This is a genomic window from Pseudomonas sp. B28(2017) (assembly GCF_002113025.1).
Taxonomy (GTDB): Bacteria; Pseudomonadota; Gammaproteobacteria; order Pseudomonadales; family Pseudomonadaceae; genus Aquipseudomonas.
Window position 1 is genome coordinate 261,891 of sequence record NZ_NEJH01000007.1, and the last position, 20,235, is coordinate 282,125.

Annotated in this window: 24 protein-coding genes and 2 pseudogenes; 11 read left to right on the top strand and 15 right to left on the bottom strand. The window is 56.4% G+C overall.

Annotation, left to right across the window (positions count from 1 at the left end; translation table 11 throughout):
- Window positions 1-60 precede the first annotated feature (60 nt).
- From CAF65_RS19370 to CAF65_RS19380, 3 genes and pseudogenes are all read right to left on the bottom strand, one after another.
- Window positions 61-228, bottom strand: a pseudogene (locus tag CAF65_RS19370) (IS30 family transposase); the annotation flags it as partial.
- Window positions 229-370: 142 nt separating this feature from the next.
- Window positions 371-1,060 (bottom strand): hypothetical protein, encoded by a 690-nt coding sequence (locus CAF65_RS28565; protein ID WP_158090071.1) that lies wholly within the window; start codon window positions 1,058-1,060, stop codon window positions 371-373.
- A gap of 914 nt (window positions 1,061-1,974) precedes the next feature.
- A complete protein-coding gene (locus tag CAF65_RS19380; protein ID WP_256578669.1) occupies window positions 1,975-2,394 on the bottom strand; it encodes a response regulator in 420 nt (139 codons plus the stop codon).
- Between the two features lie 123 nt (window positions 2,395-2,517).
- Between CAF65_RS19380 and CAF65_RS19385 the strand changes: the two genes are divergently transcribed.
- From CAF65_RS19385 to CAF65_RS28125, 3 genes are all read left to right on the top strand, one after another.
- Window positions 2,518-3,645: a sensor histidine kinase KdpD gene (locus CAF65_RS19385; RefSeq protein WP_085717749.1), complete on the top strand. Its 1,128-nt coding sequence runs from the start codon at window positions 2,518-2,520 to the stop codon at window positions 3,643-3,645.
- A gap of 206 nt (window positions 3,646-3,851) precedes the next feature.
- On the top strand, window positions 3,852-4,268 hold the full coding sequence (locus CAF65_RS19390) for a response regulator (RefSeq protein ID WP_085717750.1): 417 nt from the start codon (window positions 3,852-3,854) through the stop codon (window positions 4,266-4,268).
- 479 nt (window positions 4,269-4,747) lie between these two features.
- Window positions 4,748-4,990, top strand: coding sequence for a hypothetical protein (locus CAF65_RS28125; RefSeq protein WP_143492133.1), 243 nt, complete (start codon window positions 4,748-4,750; stop codon window positions 4,988-4,990).
- A gap of 223 nt (window positions 4,991-5,213) precedes the next feature.
- On the opposite strand, the gene CAF65_RS19400 is transcribed toward CAF65_RS28125, so the two are convergent.
- Together CAF65_RS19400 and CAF65_RS19405 are read right to left on the bottom strand one after the other, a co-directional pair.
- Window positions 5,214-5,435 carry a hypothetical protein gene (locus CAF65_RS19400; RefSeq protein WP_085717751.1) on the bottom strand — a complete coding sequence of 74 codons (222 nt, stop codon included), beginning with the start codon at window positions 5,433-5,435 and terminating at the stop codon, window positions 5,214-5,216.
- A 50-nt stretch (window positions 5,436-5,485) separates the two neighbouring features.
- Window positions 5,486-5,950: an ATP-binding protein gene (locus CAF65_RS19405; protein WP_256578670.1), complete on the bottom strand. Its 465-nt coding sequence runs from the start codon at window positions 5,948-5,950 to the stop codon at window positions 5,486-5,488.
- A 132-nt stretch (window positions 5,951-6,082) separates the two neighbouring features.
- On the opposite strand from CAF65_RS19405, the gene CAF65_RS19410 reads away from it, so the two are divergent.
- The 3 genes from CAF65_RS19410 (at window position 6,083) to CAF65_RS28810 (ending at window position 7,299) form a co-directional block, all read left to right on the top strand.
- Window positions 6,083-6,280 (top strand): hypothetical protein, encoded by a 198-nt coding sequence (locus tag CAF65_RS19410; RefSeq protein ID WP_085717724.1) that lies wholly within the window; start codon window positions 6,083-6,085, stop codon window positions 6,278-6,280.
- 684 nt (window positions 6,281-6,964) lie between these two features.
- Window positions 6,965-7,168: a hypothetical protein gene (locus tag CAF65_RS19415; RefSeq protein ID WP_085717725.1), complete on the top strand. Its 204-nt coding sequence runs from the start codon at window positions 6,965-6,967 to the stop codon at window positions 7,166-7,168.
- On the top strand, window positions 7,165-7,299 hold the full coding sequence (locus tag CAF65_RS28810; protein WP_256578671.1) for a hypothetical protein: 135 nt from the start codon (window positions 7,165-7,167) through the stop codon (window positions 7,297-7,299). The genes CAF65_RS19415 and CAF65_RS28810 overlap by 4 nt, the downstream gene beginning before the upstream one ends.
- Window positions 7,300-7,530: 231 nt before the next feature.
- On the opposite strand, the gene CAF65_RS19420 is transcribed toward CAF65_RS28810, so the two are convergent.
- Together CAF65_RS19420 and CAF65_RS19425 are read right to left on the bottom strand one after the other, a co-directional pair.
- Window positions 7,531-7,722 (bottom strand): hypothetical protein, encoded by a 192-nt coding sequence (locus CAF65_RS19420; protein WP_085717752.1) that lies wholly within the window; start codon window positions 7,720-7,722, stop codon window positions 7,531-7,533.
- Window positions 7,723-7,799: 77 nt separating this feature from the next.
- On the bottom strand, window positions 7,800-8,177 hold the full coding sequence (locus CAF65_RS19425) for a Rho termination factor N-terminal domain-containing protein (RefSeq protein ID WP_085717726.1): 378 nt from the start codon (window positions 8,175-8,177) through the stop codon (window positions 7,800-7,802).
- A gap of 904 nt (window positions 8,178-9,081) precedes the next feature.
- On the opposite strand from CAF65_RS19425, the gene CAF65_RS28815 reads away from it, so the two are divergent.
- Window positions 9,082-9,273: a hypothetical protein gene (locus tag CAF65_RS28815; protein ID WP_256578672.1), complete on the top strand. Its 192-nt coding sequence runs from the start codon at window positions 9,082-9,084 to the stop codon at window positions 9,271-9,273.
- Between the two features lie 844 nt (window positions 9,274-10,117).
- On the opposite strand, the pseudogene CAF65_RS28820 reads toward CAF65_RS28815, so the two are convergent.
- Window positions 10,118-10,416, bottom strand: a pseudogene (locus CAF65_RS28820) (hypothetical protein).
- A 151-nt stretch (window positions 10,417-10,567) separates the two neighbouring features.
- On the opposite strand from CAF65_RS28820, the gene CAF65_RS19455 reads away from it, so the two are divergent.
- Window positions 10,568-10,783 carry a hypothetical protein gene (locus CAF65_RS19455; protein ID WP_256578673.1) on the top strand — a complete coding sequence of 72 codons (216 nt, stop codon included), beginning with the start codon at window positions 10,568-10,570 and terminating at the stop codon, window positions 10,781-10,783.
- Window positions 10,784-10,959: 176 nt separating this feature from the next.
- Here the strand turns inward: CAF65_RS19455 and CAF65_RS19460 are convergent, their stop codons facing one another.
- Window positions 10,960-11,271 (bottom strand): hypothetical protein, encoded by a 312-nt coding sequence (locus CAF65_RS19460; protein WP_085717728.1) that lies wholly within the window; start codon window positions 11,269-11,271, stop codon window positions 10,960-10,962.
- A gap of 992 nt (window positions 11,272-12,263) precedes the next feature.
- Between CAF65_RS19460 and CAF65_RS19465 the strand changes: the two genes are divergently transcribed.
- The 3 genes from CAF65_RS19465 (at window position 12,264) to CAF65_RS19475 (ending at window position 14,820) form a co-directional block, all read left to right on the top strand.
- Window positions 12,264-13,073 carry a glycosyltransferase family 2 protein gene (locus CAF65_RS19465; RefSeq protein WP_085717729.1) on the top strand — a complete coding sequence of 270 codons (810 nt, stop codon included), beginning with the start codon at window positions 12,264-12,266 and terminating at the stop codon, window positions 13,071-13,073.
- Between the two features lie 83 nt (window positions 13,074-13,156).
- Window positions 13,157-13,957, top strand: a complete 801-nt coding sequence (locus CAF65_RS19470; protein ID WP_085717730.1) for a 2OG-Fe(II) oxygenase — start codon at window positions 13,157-13,159, stop codon at window positions 13,955-13,957.
- 122 nt (window positions 13,958-14,079) lie between these two features.
- The gene (locus tag CAF65_RS19475) at window positions 14,080-14,820 is read left to right on the top strand and encodes a Mut7-C RNAse domain-containing protein (protein ID WP_085717731.1); all 741 of its coding nucleotides are present in this window, start codon (window positions 14,080-14,082) and stop codon (window positions 14,818-14,820) included.
- 227 nt (window positions 14,821-15,047) lie between these two features.
- Here CAF65_RS19475 and CAF65_RS28825 read toward each other — a convergent pair whose 3' ends face one another.
- The 6 genes from CAF65_RS28825 to CAF65_RS28835 form a co-directional block, all read right to left on the bottom strand.
- Window positions 15,048-15,428 (bottom strand): hypothetical protein, encoded by a 381-nt coding sequence (locus CAF65_RS28825; protein WP_085717732.1) that lies wholly within the window; start codon window positions 15,426-15,428, stop codon window positions 15,048-15,050.
- On the bottom strand, window positions 15,428-15,952 hold the full coding sequence (locus CAF65_RS28830; RefSeq protein WP_256578677.1) for a hypothetical protein: 525 nt from the start codon (window positions 15,950-15,952) through the stop codon (window positions 15,428-15,430). Before CAF65_RS28830 ends, CAF65_RS28825 begins: the two co-directional genes overlap by 1 nt.
- A gap of 477 nt (window positions 15,953-16,429) precedes the next feature.
- The gene (locus CAF65_RS19490) at window positions 16,430-17,179 is read right to left on the bottom strand and encodes a hypothetical protein (protein WP_085717734.1); all 750 of its coding nucleotides are present in this window, start codon (window positions 17,177-17,179) and stop codon (window positions 16,430-16,432) included.
- 101 nt (window positions 17,180-17,280) lie between these two features.
- Window positions 17,281-18,879 (bottom strand): DUF5666 domain-containing protein, encoded by a 1,599-nt coding sequence (locus CAF65_RS19495; protein WP_085717735.1) that lies wholly within the window; start codon window positions 18,877-18,879, stop codon window positions 17,281-17,283.
- Complete coding sequence (locus CAF65_RS19500) at window positions 18,876-19,718, bottom strand: DUF6502 family protein (RefSeq protein WP_085717736.1); 843 nt, start codon at window positions 19,716-19,718, stop codon at window positions 18,876-18,878. Before CAF65_RS19500 ends, CAF65_RS19495 begins: the two co-directional genes overlap by 4 nt.
- An 83-nt stretch (window positions 19,719-19,801) precedes the next feature.
- On the bottom strand, window positions 19,802-20,235 hold a 434-nt coding region (locus tag CAF65_RS28835), incomplete at its 5' end, for a hypothetical protein (RefSeq protein WP_085717737.1).

Genomic DNA, 20,235 nt, shown 5'->3' on the forward strand with positions numbered 1-20,235 from the left:
CAGTCCGACTGGTCGGCTCACCCACGAACTATCGCTTCGTGCGGGAGGTGTGCAATGGATTCAACCGGTCGACGCAACGGATTGGTTAAATCGTTCAGCGGGTGATTCGTAGTTTAGTGTTTTCCGAGGTCGGCTATTTAGCTGCCTCGCCACTTCATTTAGCGTGGCATGCGAGAGATCCACAAGGTCAGTTCCTTTCGGGTACTGCCTTGACAGGCCGTTGGTGTTTCGGACCGCGCGACACGATTTGGTAAAAAAGTCGCAAACCCCGTGACTCAACAGGGTTTGCGACTCATTGCCGATATGTCCCTCAGCCCCCGGGACGTATTTTTCAGGTATGCCTGCCGTGTTTATTGCGCTACGTGCAGGCCTAGTGCTGTACCTCAACCACGTCGATATCCGGCGCGTCTGGGGCATTAGGGGCGTCCTCGTTGGCCTCTCTGGCCGCCTGTCTGGCCGCCTCGTTAGCCTCCTCGTTAGCCTCTCTGGCCGCCTCATTAGGCTTTCTGGCCGCCTCGTTAGCCTCCTCGTTAGCCTCTCTGGCCGCCTCGTTAGGCTCTCTGGCTGCCTCGTTAGCCTCCTCGTTAGCCTCTCTGGCCGCCTCGTTAGGCTCTCTGGCTGCCCTCGCCTGAGCCTTGGCAGCGTCCCGAGCAGCATCTGCAGCAGCCCTGGCAGCATCTCGGGCTGCATCTGCGTCGGCCTTGGCGGCGTCCCTGGCTGCATCCGCAGCGGCCCGGGCAGCGTCTCTGGCTGCATCTGCATCTGCGCGCGGTACGCCAGCAGCTCTTGCGGCATCCCGGGCTGCATCCGCCTCAGCTCTGGCGGCGTCCCGGGCTGCATCTGCAGCAGCTCTTGCCTCATCCCGGGCTGCATCTGCATCAGCCTTGGCCGCGTCTCTGGCTACATCAGCGTCATTTCTGGCAACGCCTCTGTCTTCCGCGGCTTCCCTGGCAGCGTCCCTGGCGTCTTCTGCGGCTTCCCTGGCTGCATCTGCGGCGTTATCCGCGTCGTTGTCATCGTCGTTGTCATGCGCTTTGCCTGGGCCTCTGTTTCCGGCCATTCCACCATGGTCATCGTCGTTGTCACGCGCATTGCCTGGGCCTCTGTTCCCGGCCATTCCACCATGGTCATCGTCGTTGTCACGCGCATTGCCTGGGCCTCTGTTTCCAGCCATACCACCATGGTCAGCGCCATGGCCAGCAGCACCATGACCGCCGCCATCTCCATGGCCGCTACCACCGTTACCGCCTCCGCCGTCACCACCGTGACCACCGCCTCCAGAGCCTCCACTGCCGGAGCCACCAGAGCCACCGTGACCACCACCTCCGGAGCCACCAGAGCCTGCGCTGCCGCCACCACCGTGACCACCGCCGCCTCCACTGCCGCCACCGTGGCCGCCTCCGCCTCCACTACCACCCTGGCCACCTCCGCCGCCATCTTTGGCATACACGCTGGAGAAACTGCTGATGTAATCGGGTACCAGGACAGTCGATGCCGACAGGACTCCGCCAATTGCCAGAGCCAATAAACATTTTTTAAGCTGCATGTTGCACCTCCGCTTGGAGTTGCGTCGTCATCTCCGTATCGAACGCAATGTCCAGTGAGATCCCAGCCGCCCATTGGAGCGGCCAGCCAACCGGCGCGGCCATGAATCTGCAGCATTAACGAACAACTGCGGTGTCCGCACGTTCCTTCGGAGCCAGTTATCATCGTTGCGCGGGAAAAATTCCCACGTTTATGTTAGATGAGTGCTTTCAGCCAGAGTTCAAAGGACGAATATCAGGACTCAAGCATTGCGTTGAGCAAAGACTTCAACCTGACCCATTTGAGAATCGCCCCTCATCTGATCTGCCCGTTTTACGAGGCGAGTTTTTTCAATCGAATCCACAGTTGTTTGCGGCCCTTCGCGCCAGGCAGCCACAGCCCAAAGCGGTCACCCGCCATTCATGCGCTGCATAGGTGTGGAATCTCGCGTTAGGTAGGCAGATACGTCCTAACGACTTGATAAAACACATCTATTTTCCATGGCTTACTGAAAAACTTTGCGTTAGCAGGCAGTAGGCCATCGGGTACTGATCTATTACCCGACGTGATGATGACGGGTAGGCCTGGCCAGCGTGACCAGATCACTTGTGCCAACTCCAACCCACCCATACTGCCCGGCATGCAGATGTCGGTAATCACGAGAATTATCGAAGACTGGCCTTCCAGGATGGGAATCGCTTCATCGGCTGAGGCGCAGTCACTCACACCGACGCCCAGCAGCGAAATTGCCTCAGCCATCAGTGAACGCAATATTTCGTTATCTTCTACGACGAGCACTGTGGGAGACATGGCTAAAATCCCCATCTCTTTACCGTTAGTGTTATCGCAGATAGAAACTGTTTCGGACATCTGACGAGCGGGGTTCGACGCCGGATCTATTGCCGATTCTCGGCATTCCGCTAGTCTGATTTTGATGAACAAATTTGTATGACTGCGGCCTTCATCATAAACAGGGGACTGGATAGGATCTTCATGCGCCTTTCAGATTTCATCCTCAAAAATCTTGAGCCGATTCTGCAGGCGTGGGAGGAATTTGCCCGGTCTGTGGATACCCCGATGCCAGCCATGGATCCGCCAGGTTTGAGGAGCCACGCCGAGTACATTTTACGAACCGTTGCGTTCGACATGCGTACCTCTCAAACCCCTCAAGAGCAGATCGACAAGTCCCATGGACTCGGGCCAGTCACCGAAGATGAATCGGCCGCTCAAAGTCACGCAATTACCCGCCTGATGGCGGGTTTCACGCTTGATCAGATGGTCTCCGAATATCGGGCTCTCAGGTCGAGTGTACTGAGACTTTGGCTGGCTGAAGAGTACGCAGGGGAAGACCATCAAATTTCGGACATGATCCGATTCAACGAGGCCATCGATCAGGCGCTTGTCGAATCGATTGCAGCGTATGGTCAAGCGGTGGAGACGACTCGAAAAACAGTCTTGGGCGTCTTAGGTCACGACCTTCGCACACCGCTCAGCGCCGTAACGCTGGGCGCCGATTTGCTGAGGCAGACTGAAGAACTGGGCACCCGAGGGAAAAGAATAATTGCGCAGATTTCTACCAGTGTGCAAAGCGCCAACCAGATGGTGAATGACCTGCTTGACCTGGCACGCTGTAACCTGGGCACCGGAATCCCGGTACGACCAGAAAAAACTGACCTGACTTCCGTGTGCAAGTCAGTCGTGGATGAACTCACTATCGCCCATCCCAAAGCGCAAATAATACTTTCCGACGCGGAAGCGGTAACCGGCCAGTACGACCCTTCACGCATGGCACAAGTATTCTCCAATCTCATAGGAAACGCCGTGCAACACGGCAACCTACAGAAGCCGATTCATGTCACCTTGAAGGGGGATGACACCACCTCCTGCTTTTGCGTGCAAAATTCTGGAGAGCCTATTCCTGCCAGCGCAATGCCCTCACTGTTCAATCCGCAAGGACGTTACTCCAAGTACTCAGAGGGAGAACAAGGAGCGTCGGCTGGTCTCGGGCTGGGACTATTCATAGCGGCTCAGATTGTAGAGGGCCATGGTGGAAAGATAGAGGTCGAGTCGACGCTTGAGCAGGGCACGATCTTCCGTGTGATTCTGCCCATTTGCCAGTAATCGGTATCGGCGGCTCAAGTATCCGCGCTGGAAAGCCTACGGTGAGTGTCCGCTCTGAGTTGTGGATTCAACCGGTCGACGCAACAGGCAGCTATCGGCCAGAAGCCATCATTAGCACGGATACCAAACACCAAGCCGAAACTCGGACTAAGCTTAAATTCTCAGCGTTCGTCGCATCTGCGGCCTACCATTCTGGGACCCGAAAGATGAACGTCAATTGGGAGGGGCTTCTACCCATCCTCGGTACTGTGCTCATCGTCGATGATGATCCGATTCTCCGCACGTTGATGGGTTACATCCTCGCCGACATGGGTGCAGAGCCTGTAGCTTATCCGACAGCTGAGGACGCTCTCACCTACCTCCTCCAAAGCCACGCCCACTGCCTTTTGGTGATTGTGAATCACCGCCTGCCAGGAGAAATTCAGGGCATAGATTTGATAAAAATTGTGAGGGGGAAGTGGCCGTCGATGCGCTCTATCCTCACTTCTTGCGACCTCCTGAAATCATTAACGATTCCTCGTCAATCCGTTTACCTGGGCAAACCATGGTCGCCGGACCAACTGGTTGCTACCGTGGCTGCCGTCCTTCGACTCACTCCCCCAGCTTTACATCAGGCATTTTGACTAGCAGGTGTCCTGCCATGAACGATAAAGCTATCTCTGCACTCCATGTGGCATTGACCATTGCATGGGTCATAGCTGTTGCAGGCGTCATGTTGTGGCACATGCGGTAAAACGCAGAAGCAAGCCCACCGGCACTGGGCTCAGTCAGGATCCACAGCTTTAAGGCGTATATGAATGACTGCTGTGGGTAGCAGCCACTCAAACGCTGCGAGAATGTTCATCCCATCAACATCCCCTCCGCGCCGCACCATCATCAGTCGTGCGCCAGAGTAGTATTTGCCAGAACCTCTAAAAACGAATATTTGCGCACCGTCACAACTGAAGAACAATCGATTTTATGAATATAAACCTTTTGATATTCATCAATACGCGCGGGGTCATAGCTCTATCGCTAGACGGAAAATCTTACGGTCTGTGTTGCCTTGCCTTGAAGGTCTGGCGTGGTTGATCGACCGGAACCATTGAAACAGGAGGTGACCATGTACTCCCAGCGCACTACTGCCCATCTCACAGCCTGTCGGTGCTTGGCGATAGAGCAAAATACAAAACTTTTCGAAGAGGCGAATGCCCTCAATCGCTCAGCAGTCGACTTACTGGATCGACCGGACTTCGATAGCGAAATGTTCCTTCAATATTTGCATCTTCGAGGGAAGGCAGAACTCCAGTTTCGTGAAGCGCTGGATCACCTCTCGTTCGTCAATGAGCAGTTCCCTGAACTTTGAAACGAGCCAGAGGTTTCCTCCAGCCAACAGCAGCCGGCCGTCAAAGGCGGCTCTCGAGTAGGTTGTTTCCTCGGTATAGCCATCCGCCCGGCTTGATCCAGGCGCCATTTACAAGGGGCTCATGGGAGCTAGTCTCCAGGCCCGCTTCAACTGATAGCGGTACCGTATGGACAGGATGACCAAGCAAGAAATCGAAGCAGTCCTTTCGAGCCGGCTACCGAACTTACGTCCCCTCTCCCGCTCCCTCCACAACACGCGTATACACGACCGTTGCCACTTCGATTAGTGATCTGCGTTCGTCCAGGTTGATGATACCTTTCGCCTCAAAACCATCAGCCAGCCGAATCAGTTCTTCGTATTGTTCCTGTGCATTCATCCTGACTTCGGGGGTTACCAATAAGTCATGAAAGGCGGAAAACGCCATAACCTTCGCATCGTCGTACATCTCAATTCTCCCGCACATATACCGGTAGATAACGAATTGCTCCGAGAGGTTCATCGGGGGCGATGGTTGCTAACGATGATCGTCGGACGGCATTGCACATAACAACCGTTGATGCTGAACCGGGTGGCCAGCTCGAACTCGCTCTGCTTGGTTGCACCGACTTCATCGAGCACCAGCAGGTCCGCGCCGATCACCTCACGCAAGATGTGCGCCTCGGACTCGCCCGAGCGATCATTGAACGTCGCCCGGATCTCGCCGATGAGCGTGCCCACCGTGCGGTAAATCGCCTTGACCATGCATTCGTTGATCAGGTGGTTGGCCGAGGCAATGGCCAGGTGGGTCTTGCCCGTGCCGACCGTCCCCAACAGCAACATGCAGCGACCTACCCGGCGATGCTTCGAAAAGTTGTCGACGTAGTCGGTGCATGCATCCAACGCAATCTGCTGGGCCAGGTTCGACACGGTGAAGTGCTCGATGGTGAAACGCCAAAACCGTGTGAATGACCCGGCAAGCAATGAGCCCTGCTCCTTCCGACGGCAAAAGGACGAACAGCATCACTGAGCAGCCTTCTCGCGAGGGCTGGTTGGGATGACAACCGAGGATTAGAAGATGGCAAGAAAGTAGTTTTTGATCTGGAGGCATACAGCGTGGCGTTGAGCCAACACCAGTGGTCTGCCGTGCATGACGTGTTTGCCAACTACAACCAAGGCGATGATGAAACTTTCGTGGTTGATGAAGAGAACATCAACGGGCTTGTGAGCGAAATCTTGATCGCGCTTGAACTTGCCCTTGCGAGTAACAACCAGCGCCACGTCAGCCTGACGATAACCGCCCTATACCGGTGATGGTTGAGGTCCTGGGTGGTCGGGACGAAGACGGTTAACCCACCCAAGCCTCGCTATGTGTTCGCATCCATTCTGACTTTCCTACTTACTAGTACCGGTGGTATTCCTGACCTCCTCGGTCACCACCATAGTAGCGACCGTGATCACCACGGTGGCCATCATGATTATAATACGGCCAGCAACCACCGAGTAATAGGGTTGCTAATACCACCAGAACTAATGCAGTTGTGCTTTTCATTTGATCATCTCCGAACAGGCAACGCCTGACGCTGTATTCGTTTGATCGCGTCCAAATTGAGATGGTTCAAACAACTCATATATCTCATTGCCCGACACCACCCGCATGCACTCCCCACCACGCTCAACCGCAACCAGCGCAATGGACGAGTGCAGCCGAGTTTTGTTGGATCAACACCCAGCAACTCTGGAGGCGAACACGACCAATGGGTGAACGTCCGATTAGCCGATGGATCGCAGCGAATAGCCTGCGGTCAATATGTTTAAAAGGATGCAGGCGGCCCTCGCCTCATCCATTTCGCCGCTCTGGAGGCGATCATGAATGGAACACAACTTGCCCGGTTGAAACTCGAACATCGCCACCCGCCTCCAGTAAGTGATAGCGGCCGGGGGTTCGCTCGGGCCTATTGGCTCTTTCACGCTGCCGAAGAACTTCAAGGAGTTCGCATGACGACTGCACCGGTAAAAACGCTGATTGAAGAGCAACTGAAAGAGCTGCCAAGAGACCGCATGATTTTAGCGTTCACTCACCCGCAATGGCTTGGCGCTCTGTCTCTCGCTCACGACGCTGGCATTCCGAACGTACACGTTTGGAGCAGCCGGGCGTGCTTGTGCGGAGAGTGGACGGTCGCTTACGAGGTAAAGACATGAAGATCCTGGTCACCCGCGTTTATTCATTCGAAGCCCTGTTGAAACGCTTGGATATGGAGTTCTGGCGCGTTCGCGAACACAACGAAATGAATTACACGTTCATCCCTATTCAATACTGGGGAGGTGATTGATGAAGTCTTTCGAAGAGTGGGTGACGCAACCAGTCACGCCACTGAGCCAGCTGCCCGAGCTTCCTGAAGGCGTCGACGAGATCCGGCCAGGCCAATACGTCTTCCAGTGTCGGTCTTGCGAAGGATGGTTCCCGATGGAATGGGACATTTCCGAAGACAGATACGAAGACCATTACTGCAATGTCAAGAAACCGGGAAGCGCGAGCACTTGCACGACTGCCCCACCCTCACCTATTGCACTGAGCAAGAAGAAGGCTTGAGCAGTTCCATTCCATAGGCCAGATCACGCCAGCGCGCCAGATCAGCAATAAGCCGGAGACCTTCGAAGGCTTGCTCATGAAGCTGATCATCGGGAAGGTTGAGCAACCGTAGGACCTCGTCGCCAATCATTATGATCGCCATTTCATCGGTTTTCGTACTCATCGCAGTCACCATTCCTAGTTGCGCCTGAGTAGATCATCCGTCCACGCATTAAAACGCGACAGGCTCAGGACTCTGACTCAACTGGCCCGGCGCAAAGCCTCGACCAGCTCGGCCTTACGCATGGTTGAGCGCCCAGCGATTTGCTGTTTTCGCGCTCGGCTCATTAATTCCGTCTTGCTCATGTCCTCTAATTGCTGTCCAGGCCTTGGCACACCTTGTCGGGTAGCTGCCGCTCGACGGGCCGACGATTTTCGAGCCTTCGTCTTTGCCGCATCGCTGGTTTTCTGCCCCGAGCCTCCCTTACGCTCACCACCACCTGATTGCTTGTTAACCGTAGCCCATGCCCGGCTCACAGCCTCATCCCTGGAAACACCCTTGGCCTCATAGCTATCCTCGATGTGTTCGGCCTTACGTTTCTGCTTATCTGTATATTTGTCTTTATCACCGCGTGGCATGGTCGAGTCCTCTTGGGTATCGGTCACGTCTACCTATTAAGATAGAAATGCCAACGCGGACTTCCGTTCGGATGGATAGACCAACGGTTCGTAAGTCTGACCGATCTCGGAAACCCATTTTTACTCTCCTGTTTAAAACCATACCGCCCGGGAATGACCCGGCATCGGACGCCTCATGCCCGCAGAAAACCTCATGACTGGTTGACGACACGATCACTCATCGTCATCTAATCGGAACCTGCTCAAGACAGGAGATCCCGGTAGCTTGCTGGTCTCAACTTCAACATGCCTCCCGCCACAGTGCTCGCAATTGAAGACCTGGCCGTCGATGTCCTCGTCAAAGCAAAGCTCTACGGACGTATCTTGATTGCATTTCTGGCAGATCAGTTTTCTCGTCATGGCTGTAACCCTTGAGAGTTTGACCGACATGAGCTTAGCCAACTTTTTCTATGACCATCGAGACACACTCCCATGCCCAAAGAAAACAAATTTGCTGAGCCGCTGCAGGTTGAGCGCTCGACAGTCACGAGGCTGGTGATCACCGGTTCCCCGTGACTCGACCCGATCACCGTGTTCCTCGAGGGCTTCGGCCGGCGCGACGGCCCGACCGAGTCCGATCCGAACTACCAGACCGCCCAGGGCAAGATCACGATCAACTGCCGGGACAGTAGTTGGAACGCGTACTGGGGGGGAAGGGACCACGAACCGTCGCTCAATTCGTCGCCAAATGCGACTGGCACTACGTTCTGAACTGTCTGGATCGCGGAATCAGTAATAAGCGCTTCACCGGTGATGAGCTGGCTCGCATGTGCATCCTTGAACGCCGACGCCGTCGCAACTCATCGGTGGAGGAAGGTAGCCTGATTGCGGAAGACTCGCGTCGCCTGTTCAATGGGTAGACGAGTTGCAGTGCATCGAATCCACCAACGAGTGCGGGCACCACAGCGAGCTGCTGACTGAGCTGTTTGGCGAAGAGTGGCACTTCCCGGTCGGTGACCGGGCACTGGAGGAAAACCACGAGTTCACATACCTGCGGCGGGTCGTCGAAGCGGCGCAGCAATCGCTGCGCCAGGAACAGCATCAGGTGGCAGCATGACCGCCTCTAACCCTTTTCGCGTGCTCTCCACAATCAATCGATGCTTTGTAGTCTCGATACGCGTAATCGCAGGCAACTGGCCCGACCAAGAATGGGTCAACAAAAATTGTTGGGTGCACGCGGCGTGAAAGATCTGTCTTGCTACCGTCATCTCCTCAATCAACTGCCGATTGACTAAGTAGTAGCCACAGTTCGGACATTTAAACTCATCAAAATTGGACACTGGGAAAGCTTTCTCGGCGCTCTCCCGACATACGAGGCAGGCAGTGATGCCTCATAGCACCTCCTTCGGCCGGGCATGACCAAGTGCATCAGCGAGCCGAAGTTAGAAGTCCATTTATTCCGAAGTTATCGGCTTACCAGAGCGGCTCCGCAAGCTGGTGGATCGCTCATTAGTAGCGCGGTGCAATAAAGAAACATTGTAATCGTAGGTCGAAATCAACGGCGTTGGTCCCTCCCGCCGAGCCATCGCGAGCCATTGCCATGTTCGTTCAACGTCAAAAAACTCGTTCTTGAACTTCATCTTCGCTACAAGGTTCGCTGAGACCCTGTAGTGTCCACAACCAGCCGAGCATTTGACCTCTGACCAGTCTCCAGGCGCGTGAACAATCCTTGCGGCAGCCTGACAAATTAAGCACTTCATATTCGATCTCCATATCAGTGACCCATCAACTGTAGCCGATCACCGGCGAAGGACATCCACATACCCACAGAAAACCAATCCAACACTGAACTGGACGTTTACACGCTGCGCCCGAACCGGGAACTCCAGGAAAAGCTGAACACCCTCTCGCGCTATATAACTCCCTCCCCCTTCAAAATCAGCCGCTATAGAAGGACGACGTCACGTCTTCCGGGGCAATTGCTGAGCCACTGGAATGCCCTGCTCAGCCACACGGCGAGCCTTTCCGACCCCCAAGCCAGGACGCGGGTCATCGACTCATTGCGCCGGCAGTCTATGGCTTCTTCATGAAGCGCCATGCCAGCAGTGGCGTATACCCCGATAAACAGCTGGGTCATACCTGCAGGAGAGAGCCTGACCTGAACATCAATGGTCGTTCCATCGCCCAACTCTTCGTCGTGAGACCGGGTATGGAGTGTTGGGTCTGCCCAGTTCCAGTAATTCTGACCTCGATTGCGCATGCTCACCTCCGAGTGCTTCCAGCAGTAACGCAGGTAAGTCGCACAAGAGATATCTATTTCGCGGATTTGCGAGCGAAGGTGAAAGTACTCCGACGTGCTCTACGTGACGCCGTGCATTACGCACGGTCCAAAAACCTTTGGGCCAACTGAAGTGAAGCGTGACGAAGATGACCGGTGGTGGCACCCGGGCATCCCGGACTTTGGCGGAGACGAAGATCCAGCGCCGTACATTGCCTGGGCCGATGAACAGAAGCTGGAGCGCAAAGGCTGGCACATGCTTGATGAACTCAACAGTCCCCCGACAAGAACGGTGAAGCACATTGCAATGGCTGGGAACCTGAGTCGCCGGGGCTTGAGTGGTTCCTGACAGGATTCTTCCGACACCGAAGATGGCCCGTATGTGGCTTGGGCACGGCGCATCACACAGAGGGTGACCCCATGATCATCCCAATCGCAGCGCCGCTCTATATGCTCTGGCTGATCTACAAGGGGCCATGGCGATGATTGTTCGTAGAGGATTCTTCCGGCGTCAGCTAAAACCCACTATTGCGCCAAAGGAACGGATTGGAAATTCGAATTCGGCCTTTCAACTGCCAAACGCTCGGCACGGGCACATCCCCAATTCAACGCAACGGTCATCGTTTCGCCCGAGCGTTCCTTGTAATACTCCTCGAAAACCATCAAACCATTGGGCTCGTACCCCCCAATGAACAGCTGCACTGTTCCTTCACGGGAGGTCCGAACCTGGACATCAACCTGAATCCCGTTGCCGCAAACCACGCCCTGAGAGCGACTGTGCAACTGGCAATCTGCCCAATCCCAGAACACACGCTGTCGTTGTTTTATCGGATGCATTTCCGTTCTCGCTGAATTTGGGTCGGTCCCCAGTTATACGCCCTTTGTTGATCCAGCAACTTATGCTGATGAGACTACTTTCGCCTCCCCGCAGCCGTTGTGATAGCGCTTTTATCTAACCAGCCCTCATCTCCAAAACTGCCTTGAATAGCGAACAAGGCAATCCTGATTTCAACGGAGCTTCAGGTAAGGGTTCACCCCGCCAGTCATCTCAGGGGAGAGTGTTTGTAGCGTAACTGGCGAGGTGAACCTATAAACCCTAGCTCACGCGTTCAGCTCGTCTGACGCCCCTCATCTGATTTCACAATCCACCTACCAGCCTGCCGATGAACGGCGAGCAAGGAATCCTCATGATCAAAGAAAACGTGTTCGACGAACAAGTCAGCCCTCTGGCCCACAAGATCATCGCCATCTGCAAAGAGCATGAAGTAGCCAAAGTGTTTTCCCACTGCTGAGCATGCTTGGCATTTTTCCAGCCCGCCCTGTGGCCAGCGATATAATCGAGAGCAACGTCTTTGAAAGGGGTTGCCTTGGCTCTTGCTGTGGCCTGAGCTAAACGCTCGGCCTTTTTTCCAACCGTTGTCGTTCCACCCCCTTATCCCGAGTGAACTGGTCAAGTAATCCTGGACACCAGTTAAGGTTCACGCCGCTAGTCTCTCTCTCGCCCTCGCAGCCGCCATCATGGAGCTTTCGAAGCGGGTCGAGCAGCATGGATCAGCCAATGTCGCCGCCCCCCAAGTCGCTCGCCTGATGCCTTCGGACATAACGAATCAAGGCTCGGATGTTTACCTATAGAGCAGATCCTTATACGATGAAGTCCGCATCTACTGCTCTCCATCAGGCCTGAGCAGGCCATTGTTATCATGCATGACAAAGTGACTTAACAAATTGTGCTCTACAGCCATGCAAGAATTTGTGAAAAAATAAGCAAAAACTGCATACAAATTAAACCGTTCCTACAATCAAACACAATAACATTGAGCACCTGAACAATGGACAACCCTGATTTTCTGGCCGAAAGTTCTAAAACCTTCAGCATAGTTATAGTAAATTACAAAACACCAGAAATCACCAAGATATGCCTGGACTTATTGCACCAGCACTTTGGCAACAACGGCGTACCAATATGGGTAGTTGACAATTATTCAGCCGATGAAAGCACTGAGTATTTACGAACTCTTGACTGGATCAATTTAATCGAGCGTTCTGTTTCCGAACCAGAAGCGGGCCATATCGCACATGGCAAGGCACTTGACCTGGTTTTGGAGCGAGTTGGAACTGATTATTTATTCCTGATGCACACCGACACATTTGTTTTCGATAAAAATGTTTTTCCGATGATGCTTAATAAATGCATAAAAAACCAAAAAGTCGTGGCCGTCGGTTGTGTTGAGCAAATAAACCGTGGCACCACGAGAACGCTTTGGCGTTTTAGCTCACGACTATTCAAACACCACTTCAGACGCCTGAAAATCTCCATGGGATTGCGTTCAAGAGAACCAAAACCGTACAGAGAGGTCTATTTGAAAAGTTTCTGCACATTGTGGAACTGCAAACTTGTCAAACAGCACAATATGCACTTTTCGATGGATGACCGCGTGCCAGGCTATACCCTCCAAGACCGCATGACCGAGCTTGGCTATGTCGTTGAAATGTTATCGCCGCGTAAAATCTTCAGCTATCTGGATCACATTCAGGCCGGCACTGTTGCAGCGGCTGGCGGCTATGGAAAGACTCATAGACGAACAAAAATGTACAACAATATCCTTAAGCGCCTGAACAAGGACGACAGAAGAAAATAAGCTACGAATTGACGCAACAAGCAGTGCGTTCAGTTCTATTTGATGTCACCCACAAGTCTTTATATCAAGTTATTGGAGCGGTAATGGCACCCATCACTCAAGCACTACCTATGACCCTATCCCCGGAGCTTGATTTCGACCAACACACCGCTAGCGCCTTCGGTGGCTCATTGACCAGTCGCTATGTTCAGGCTACGCCATTTCCGCACATAGTCATCGACAATTTCTTGCACGAAGACCTGATTGCAAGCATCTGCTCGCACTTCCCGATCGAGCCTACCAACAACGAAATGCTCTACGAGCGCGGTTATAAAGGCCAACTAAAACGTCAAATCAGTCCCAACGAATGCTCCCCCTATCTGAAGACTATCTTCAACGCCTTCAATTCGGCTCCCATGCTGCAGTTTCTCGAAAAGCTCACAGGTATCGAAGGCTTGATACCCGACCCCTACTTTACCGGTGGTGGCCTGCATGAAACGAAAAGCGGTGGTTTCCTGGGTGTGCATTCGGATTTCAGGCTAAACAAAAAGCTTAATGTCGAGCGCAGACTGAATGTCATTATTTACCTGAGTGAAGACTGGCGAGAGGAATACGGCGGCAACCTGGAACTCTGGGATGTCGACATGAAGACCTGCCTTAAAAAAATCCTGCCAATTTACAATCGCTGTGTCATTTTCAACACCGACAAAGACAGCAATCATGGGCACCCAGAGCCTTTAACGACTCCAGAGCACATCACCCGCAAGTCTATAGCGCTTTATTACTACACCGCAGGAACCATGGCGCTCGACCCCACACAAAGAAACAAAACCCACTATAAACCAAGGCCCAAAGATCGTTTAAGCCTAAAGTACTACATGAGCAAACTGATCAAGAAAAAATAAGCTGAAAACACCCGCTGAAAGATCAGCTCAGTCTTTCAGCGGATGTTTCGTAGTTCGGGGCCTGCCGGAGAAGATGTCCGGACCGGGCTCGCTTATCCTGCAGCCCTGCCATACTGTTCAACATGACCAGTGCAACCTTCCGCTTCTACGAGGAGCTCAACGATTTCCTGCCGGCCGAACGGCGGCGGCAGTCCTTTACTTGCGAATGCGCGCAAGGGGCGACGGTCAAGCACATGATCGAGGCGCTCGGAGTACCGCACACGGAGGTCGAACTGGTACTGCTCAACGGCGAGTCGGTGGGCCTCGAGCGGGCGATCTTCGACAGTGACCGGCTGGCGGTGTATCCCAAGTTCGAAGCGCTGGACATCAGCCCGCTGCTAAAGGTTCGTGCGCAACCTTTACGGGTGCTGCGCTTCGTCGCTGATGCGCACCTTGGCGGGCTGGCCAGCCTGCTGCGCATGAGCGGCTTTGACACCCTCTACGACAATGGCTTCGAGGATGGCGAAATCGCCGAGATCGCTGCGCAGCAAGGACGCATCGTGCTAACCCGCGACCGCGAACTGCTCAAGCGACGGATCATCAGCCACGGCTGTTACGTGCACGCCCTGAAACCGTCACTGCAACTGCGCGAACTGTACGAGCGCCTCGACCTGGCGCGTAGCGCGCGGCCATTCAGTCTGTGCCTTCATTGCAACCTGCCGTTGCACGAGATCAGCCTGGAACTGGCCCGGACGCAGGTGCCACCGCGCATTGGTGCCCTCTATTCACACTTCCTGCGCTGCGACGCCTGCCAACGAGTTTACTGGGAGGGTTCGCACTGGCGAGGCATGTGTGCACTGCTGGCACCTCTACTGGACCGATAACCACACGTATCTGCGAACAGCCCCCCACGACCAAGGTTTCAGGAATGAAAATGCCCGGCGATTTACCGGGCATTTCTTAACCGCCAAACGAACTTCAAACAGTTCAAAAACAAGTCGCAAACCCCGTGACTCTACAGGGCTTGCGACTCATTGCCGATACGTCCCTCAGCCCACCCGGGACGTTTTCTACGGGTATGCCTGCCGCGCTCATTGCACCAAGTGCAGGCCTAGTTCTGTACCTCAACCACGTCGACATCCGGTGCGTCTGGGGCATCAAGGGCGTCTTCTCTAGCCTCCCTGGCCGCCTCTCTAGCCTCCTCGTTAGCCTCTCTGGCCGCCTCGTTAGCTTCTCTGGCCGCCTCTCTAGCCGCCTCGTTAGCCTCTCTGGCCGCCTCGTTAGCTTCTCTGGCTGCCTCGTTAGCCTCCTCGTTAGCCTCTCTGGCTTCTCTGGGCTCTCTGGCTGCCCTCGCCTGTGCCTTGGCAGCCTCTCTGGCTGCATCGGCGTCTGCCTTGGCAGCGTTCCGGGCCGCATCTGCAGCAGCCCGGGCAGCGTCCCTGGCTGCATCTGCCGCGGCCCGGGCAGCGTCCCGGGCTGCATCGGCGCCCACTACGCCAGCAGCTCTTGCTGCGTCCCGAGCTGCGTCCGCATCAGCTCTGGCGGCGTCCCGGGCTGCATCTGCAGCAGCTCTGGCAGCATCCCGGGCTGCGTTCGCTTCAGCTCTGGCAGCGTCCCTGGCTGCATCAGCGTCGTTTCTGGCAGCGTCCCTGGCTGCATCAGCGGCGTTGTCATTGTCGTTGTCGTTGGCGTTGTCGTTGTCATGCGCATTGCCCGGGCCTCTGTTCCCGGCCATACCACCATGGTCAGCGTCGCCGCGCCCCGGACCGCCATGACCGTCACCGCCATGGCCAGCAGCACCACCATGGCCTCCACCGCCATCACCACCATGGCCGCCACCGCCGTCACCACCGTGACCACCGCCTCCGGAACCTCCGGAGCCACCGCCACCGCCACCGCCGCCGTGACCACCACCACCTCCGCTTCCCCCTCCGCCGTGGCCGCCTCCGCCGTCGCCACCGTGACCACCGCCTCCGGAGCCACCGTGACCACCACCGCCACCACCGCTGCCGCCATCTTTGGCATACACGCTGGAGAAACTACCGATGTAATCGGGCACCAGGACAGTCGATGCCGACAGGACTCCGCCAATCGCCACCGCTAACAAACATTTCTTGAGCAGCATGATGCACCTCCGCTTGGAGTTGCGTAGTCATCTCCGTATCGAACGCAATGTCCAGTGAGTTCCCGGCCGCCCATTGGAGCGGCCAGCCAACCGGCACGAACATAAATCTGCAGCAATAACGAGCAACTGCGGTATCCGCACGATCCCTCAGAGCCAGCTAGCAATCTTGCGTGGGAAATATTCCCACATCTTTAGATTAGTGCTGTCAACCCAAGTGTCAACGACCGAACATCGGGACTAAGGCACGCGCAGAGCCATGCCCAAGATCCTCACTGGCTCACAGGCATGAAAACTTACTGGCCAGCGTCACCGAACCGGGGTGTGCAACAGGCCCCGGCCTCGATCGGTGCAGGAATGCAGGGTGGCTGTCAGAAGGTGTGACTGAACAACAGTCCAGCCTCGCCATCCGGGCTGGCATCGGAAAAGCCCTTGACGGCATACAACTGAAACTTCCAGTGCTGATTGAGCTTGTGCGTCAGGAAAAGGGTGAGCTCCTTGATCGGGTCGCCCGTGGAAACAACCTTCTGCCGCCAGTCGTAGGACGCGCCCGCCGATGTGCGCGCAAACACGGGTATGGCGAAGCCCAGACTGGTGAATATCGGGTCGTCGAAGTCGGAGCCCGACGGGTCGCCGAATTTTTTCCAGCCCAGGGTGGCAAATCCGGTCACAAGACCAAAGGATTTGGTGACATCGACCTGGGCGGAATAGTCGGTTTTTCCGGTGCCCAGGCACTTGTCTTCGTCGGCTGTAGGCAACTTGACCTTGCCGATCAGGTCCACGAACAGCCCGCCAACACTGTCCTCAAGCACGGCATAGTCGGCACCGGCGATAGTGTCGCCCAAACCACTTTCAACTTTGCCGCAGCCGCCGGGCAGCGGCTCGCCGTCAGGGCCGACCGAAGGGTTGGTGATCCGCAGCCAGGGCACGGTGAGCTTGTAGGTCATGGGGCCGGTCTGGTATTTGCCCACCAGCGGGACGTACCAGGTTTCGGAAGTAGTGCCGGTGCCATAATCGCCCCGAGAGTAGTCGGTGCCGATCGAGGTCGTGAAGGTATCGGCCTGGGCTGGCAGGGCCAGGCCGGCAAGCAAACCGACGAGCAGGATGCGCTTGCGGCTCATGTTCACCTCGTGTCTTGCGTCATCGAAGTTCACACGCATGTTTTGTTGTGTGACTTACCCAGCCTAGTCACTTATGACGATAGTGCATCACGACTGCACTTCTAACCCGGCCTGCCAGAGTGATCGATTTTTTCAACCGGCTCGACCTTTTCGACTTTCTCTACCTTCTCGACTGTTTCTGGCCGTTCAACTTTCTCGACTTTCTCCGGGCGTTCGACCTTTTCAACCTTTTCGGGACGTTCGACCTTTTCGGCTTTCTCTACCCTCTCTACCCTCTCGATTTTGTCGGGTTGCTCGACACGCTCCGACTTGCCGGACTTGTCCACGCTTTCCGTTCTTTCGCCGCCGCCATGACTGTCACTGCCCCCGCGGCGAGCATCGTCGCCGACGCTGTTTCCGCTGCCGGAGCGGCCGCTCCTGTCAGTGCCCGAGCTGCCAGAGCTACCGGAATTGTCGGAGCTGCCCGAGTTGTCCGAACTGTTGGAGCTGCCCGAGTTGTCCGAACTGTTGGAGCTGCCCGAGTTGCCCGATCCACTTGAGTCGTCCGCGTTTTGTTCGCTGGTTCGGAGTTTCCCGTGTTGGCTGCCGGCGGGAGAATCGGAACGCTCGCGGGGCAATTCGATACGCGTCGCCTGCACTTCCCGCGCGCCGCTGAACACGCCAATGACCCGCACGCGTCGATCCAGCGCCAGCTCCGAAGGCTGCACACCCACAAATACGGTGTCGCGCGCCAGCGTCACATTAAAGCCACCCACCACCAAATGGCGGTCCTGCCGACCCTGTACCAGGCCCTCGATCACTGCATTGCGTACCCGGCCAATGAAGGGCAGGCTCGGGTCGGGGCGGCTTTGGGTCACGTCCAGCTCGCGGCCGGACCACTGGCCGCGCACGAGCATTTCCTGTGCCGGGCCAGAGTGATTACTGAGTTTGAGCCCCTGGAGATAACCGCTACGATCCACCGGCCCGATGGCACTGGCCTCCTTGAGCCCGGGCGCCCGGTCGATGCGGCTGGCCACCACTTCGCCACGGGCATCGCGCAGCCCGCTGACCCGTACGGGATCCCCCAGGCGCAGACCGGCAGCGACTTGAGCACCGCTGGCCAGGCGTACCGGTTGCCCCATGACACGCATGGGCATGGAAACGCGTGGCAGGGCTGTCAAGGGGCCCTCATAGACGTGCAGGATAGAAATGCGCCCGGCCTCCAGACCGCGTCGGGTTTTGAACGCTTCCACGGCAACCACTTGGCCTACTGCCAACTGGGTGCTGGTGGCGGCAATGCCGTTTTCGCTGACAGGCACATTGTTGTTGAAGTGCACTTCCAAGCCGTTGACGCAGATCGAGGCAAACCCGGTGATGGTGCCGACTATGCCGGTGCCACCGATCCCGCCGTTGTCGTCGCTGATGCCCGTGCCACCCACGCCGCCTGCAACGGCACCGGTGCCGCCAATGCCGCCGGGGCGTTTTGTGACCGGTGCACCGGTACCGCCCACCCCGCCGTTGTCGGTGCCGATGCCAGTACCGCCCATGCCGCCAGGCGCAGCGCCCGTACCGCCGGTGCCACCAGGAGCCTGGATGACCGGCACTCCAATTGTGCCCGCATCATTCTGGCTGACACAGGCTGGGGCGGCTTGCAACGTAATCGCAAACCCGAGGCCCAGAGCGAGGGCGGCTGCTCGAATCAGGCACAAATTGACTGTCATGGCTTAGGGGCCGTTGGTGAATCGGGATCTGAAGGTTCAGTGTAGAAGTACAGGCCGACCGTGATGCGCTGGCGAGGTTCAAGACTTGGCAGGTCCTGGAACTCCAGTTCGGCAGCCAGTCGGTTGAAGCTCAACAGGGTCTGCATCCCTTCACTGGCAACGGCCTCGCGCAATGCCTCGACGCTCATCGGGGCCAGTGCGTCATAGTGGACACTGCGTTCAAAAAAGGCCGGACCTTCACTGCTCAGATTATGGACCGCGGCGCAGGCATGATCGTGCAAATTATGCCCCAGGTAAGCAGCTTTCTCATCGAAGCCCTTTTGCGGCACGAAGGCCTGGGCTTCGAGGTGCACGCGCTCCTGTTCGTCCAGGCGGACGACGCCCAGGCGCAGCCACTCGTCCAGCACTACCCGCGCCCGGATATCCGTGCTGACCTTCGCCACCAGCGCGTCAAAGGAACAGTCGCCGCCGACACTGGCCAATCGAGGCAGTGGCAGTGGCTGGCCGGCGTCATTGCAGAAGGGCGCGCTGGTCCAGGCGTTGACCAGTTGCGCACCGAAGGTGATATTTTCCGGAAGCGTGGAGGAAGCCGGATCGCTGGTGTTGCGCAAACGCCGTACATCCTTGCGATGCACGCCAGTGAGCAGGCTGATGCGGCTGTCGGTCGGTGCCTTGTCGCCCAGACGGAACTCACGGTCCGCCACTTCGACGAAAACCTCCTTGAGCAGGTCGGCAAACACCAGGTAGGTAACACCTTTGCGCAGCATCAGGCGTACCAGCGGCCGCATGACATGCCGCAAGGCCTTGAGGAGCGAGGTGGGCAAGGTAGACGATTGCATTCAGTGCATTCCTGGTCAGATAACCCCAGTATAGCCGTGTGGGAAATAATCCCATGAATGCAGGCATGTTTTTCTGCCGCGCCTCACATCTGGCTGTTGTCGTCGCCGGGTTCGCCGCCAACATGGACGCCGCGATCGTCACCCGGCTCGCCGCCGACGTGGACACCGCGGTCATCACCCGGTTCACCGCCGACGTGGACACCGCGGTCATCACCCGGCTCGCCGCCGACATGGACACCGCGGTCATCACCCGGCTCGCCGCCGACGTGAACGCCGTGATCGTCACCTGCTTCAGCATGGGTGCCACCGCGACCGGAGTTCGAACTTCCAGGACCGGAATTGCCTGAGTTCCCATTCCCATGGTCGCTGCCACTGTGACCACTGTTGCCACCATGGCCTCCACCACTGCTACCGCCACCGCCGTTGCCACCGTGGCCGCCACCGCCGCTTCCGCCGTTGCCACCACCGCTACCGCCGCTACCGCCTCCGCCGTGACCGCCACCACCGCCACCGCCAC

Bases quoted from the DNA above. Each gene is read 5' to 3' on its own strand.
- CAF65_RS28565 (WP_158090071.1), bottom strand. From the start codon at position 1,060: ATGGCCGGAAACAGAGGCCCAGGCAAAGCGCATGACAACGACGATGAC.
- CAF65_RS19380 (WP_256578669.1), bottom strand. From the start codon at position 2,394: ATGTCCGAAACAGTTTCTATCTGCGATAACACTAACGGTAAAGAGATG.
- CAF65_RS19385 (WP_085717749.1), top strand. From the start codon at position 2,518: ATGCGCCTTTCAGATTTCATCCTCAAAAATCTTGAGCCGATTCTGCAG.
- CAF65_RS19390 (WP_085717750.1), top strand. From the start codon at position 3,852: ATGAACGTCAATTGGGAGGGGCTTCTACCCATCCTCGGTACTGTGCTC.
- CAF65_RS28125 (WP_143492133.1), top strand. From the start codon at position 4,748: ATGTACTCCCAGCGCACTACTGCCCATCTCACAGCCTGTCGGTGCTTG.
- CAF65_RS19400 (WP_085717751.1), bottom strand. From the start codon at position 5,435: ATGTACGACGATGCGAAGGTTATGGCGTTTTCCGCCTTTCATGACTTA.
- CAF65_RS19415 (WP_085717725.1), top strand. From the start codon at position 6,965: ATGACGACTGCACCGGTAAAAACGCTGATTGAAGAGCAACTGAAAGAG.
- CAF65_RS28810 (WP_256578671.1), top strand. From the start codon at position 7,165: ATGAAGATCCTGGTCACCCGCGTTTATTCATTCGAAGCCCTGTTGAAA.
- CAF65_RS19420 (WP_085717752.1), bottom strand. From the start codon at position 7,722: ATGAGTACGAAAACCGATGAAATGGCGATCATAATGATTGGCGACGAG.
- CAF65_RS19425 (WP_085717726.1), bottom strand. From the start codon at position 8,177: ATGCCACGCGGTGATAAAGACAAATATACAGATAAGCAGAAACGTAAG.
- CAF65_RS19460 (WP_085717728.1), bottom strand. From the start codon at position 11,271: ATGCATCCGATAAAACAACGACAGCGTGTGTTCTGGGATTGGGCAGAT.
- CAF65_RS19465 (WP_085717729.1), top strand. From the start codon at position 12,264: ATGGACAACCCTGATTTTCTGGCCGAAAGTTCTAAAACCTTCAGCATA.
- CAF65_RS19470 (WP_085717730.1), top strand. From the start codon at position 13,157: ATGGCACCCATCACTCAAGCACTACCTATGACCCTATCCCCGGAGCTT.
- CAF65_RS19475 (WP_085717731.1), top strand. From the start codon at position 14,080: ATGACCAGTGCAACCTTCCGCTTCTACGAGGAGCTCAACGATTTCCTG.
- CAF65_RS28830 (WP_256578677.1), bottom strand. From the start codon at position 15,952: ATGGCGGCAGCGGTGGTGGCGGTGGTGGTCACGGTGGCTCCGGAGGCG.
- CAF65_RS19490 (WP_085717734.1), bottom strand. From the start codon at position 17,179: ATGAGCCGCAAGCGCATCCTGCTCGTCGGTTTGCTTGCCGGCCTGGCC.
- CAF65_RS19495 (WP_085717735.1), bottom strand. From the start codon at position 18,879: ATGACAGTCAATTTGTGCCTGATTCGAGCAGCCGCCCTCGCTCTGGGC.
- CAF65_RS19500 (WP_085717736.1), bottom strand. From the start codon at position 19,718: ATGCAATCGTCTACCTTGCCCACCTCGCTCCTCAAGGCCTTGCGGCAT.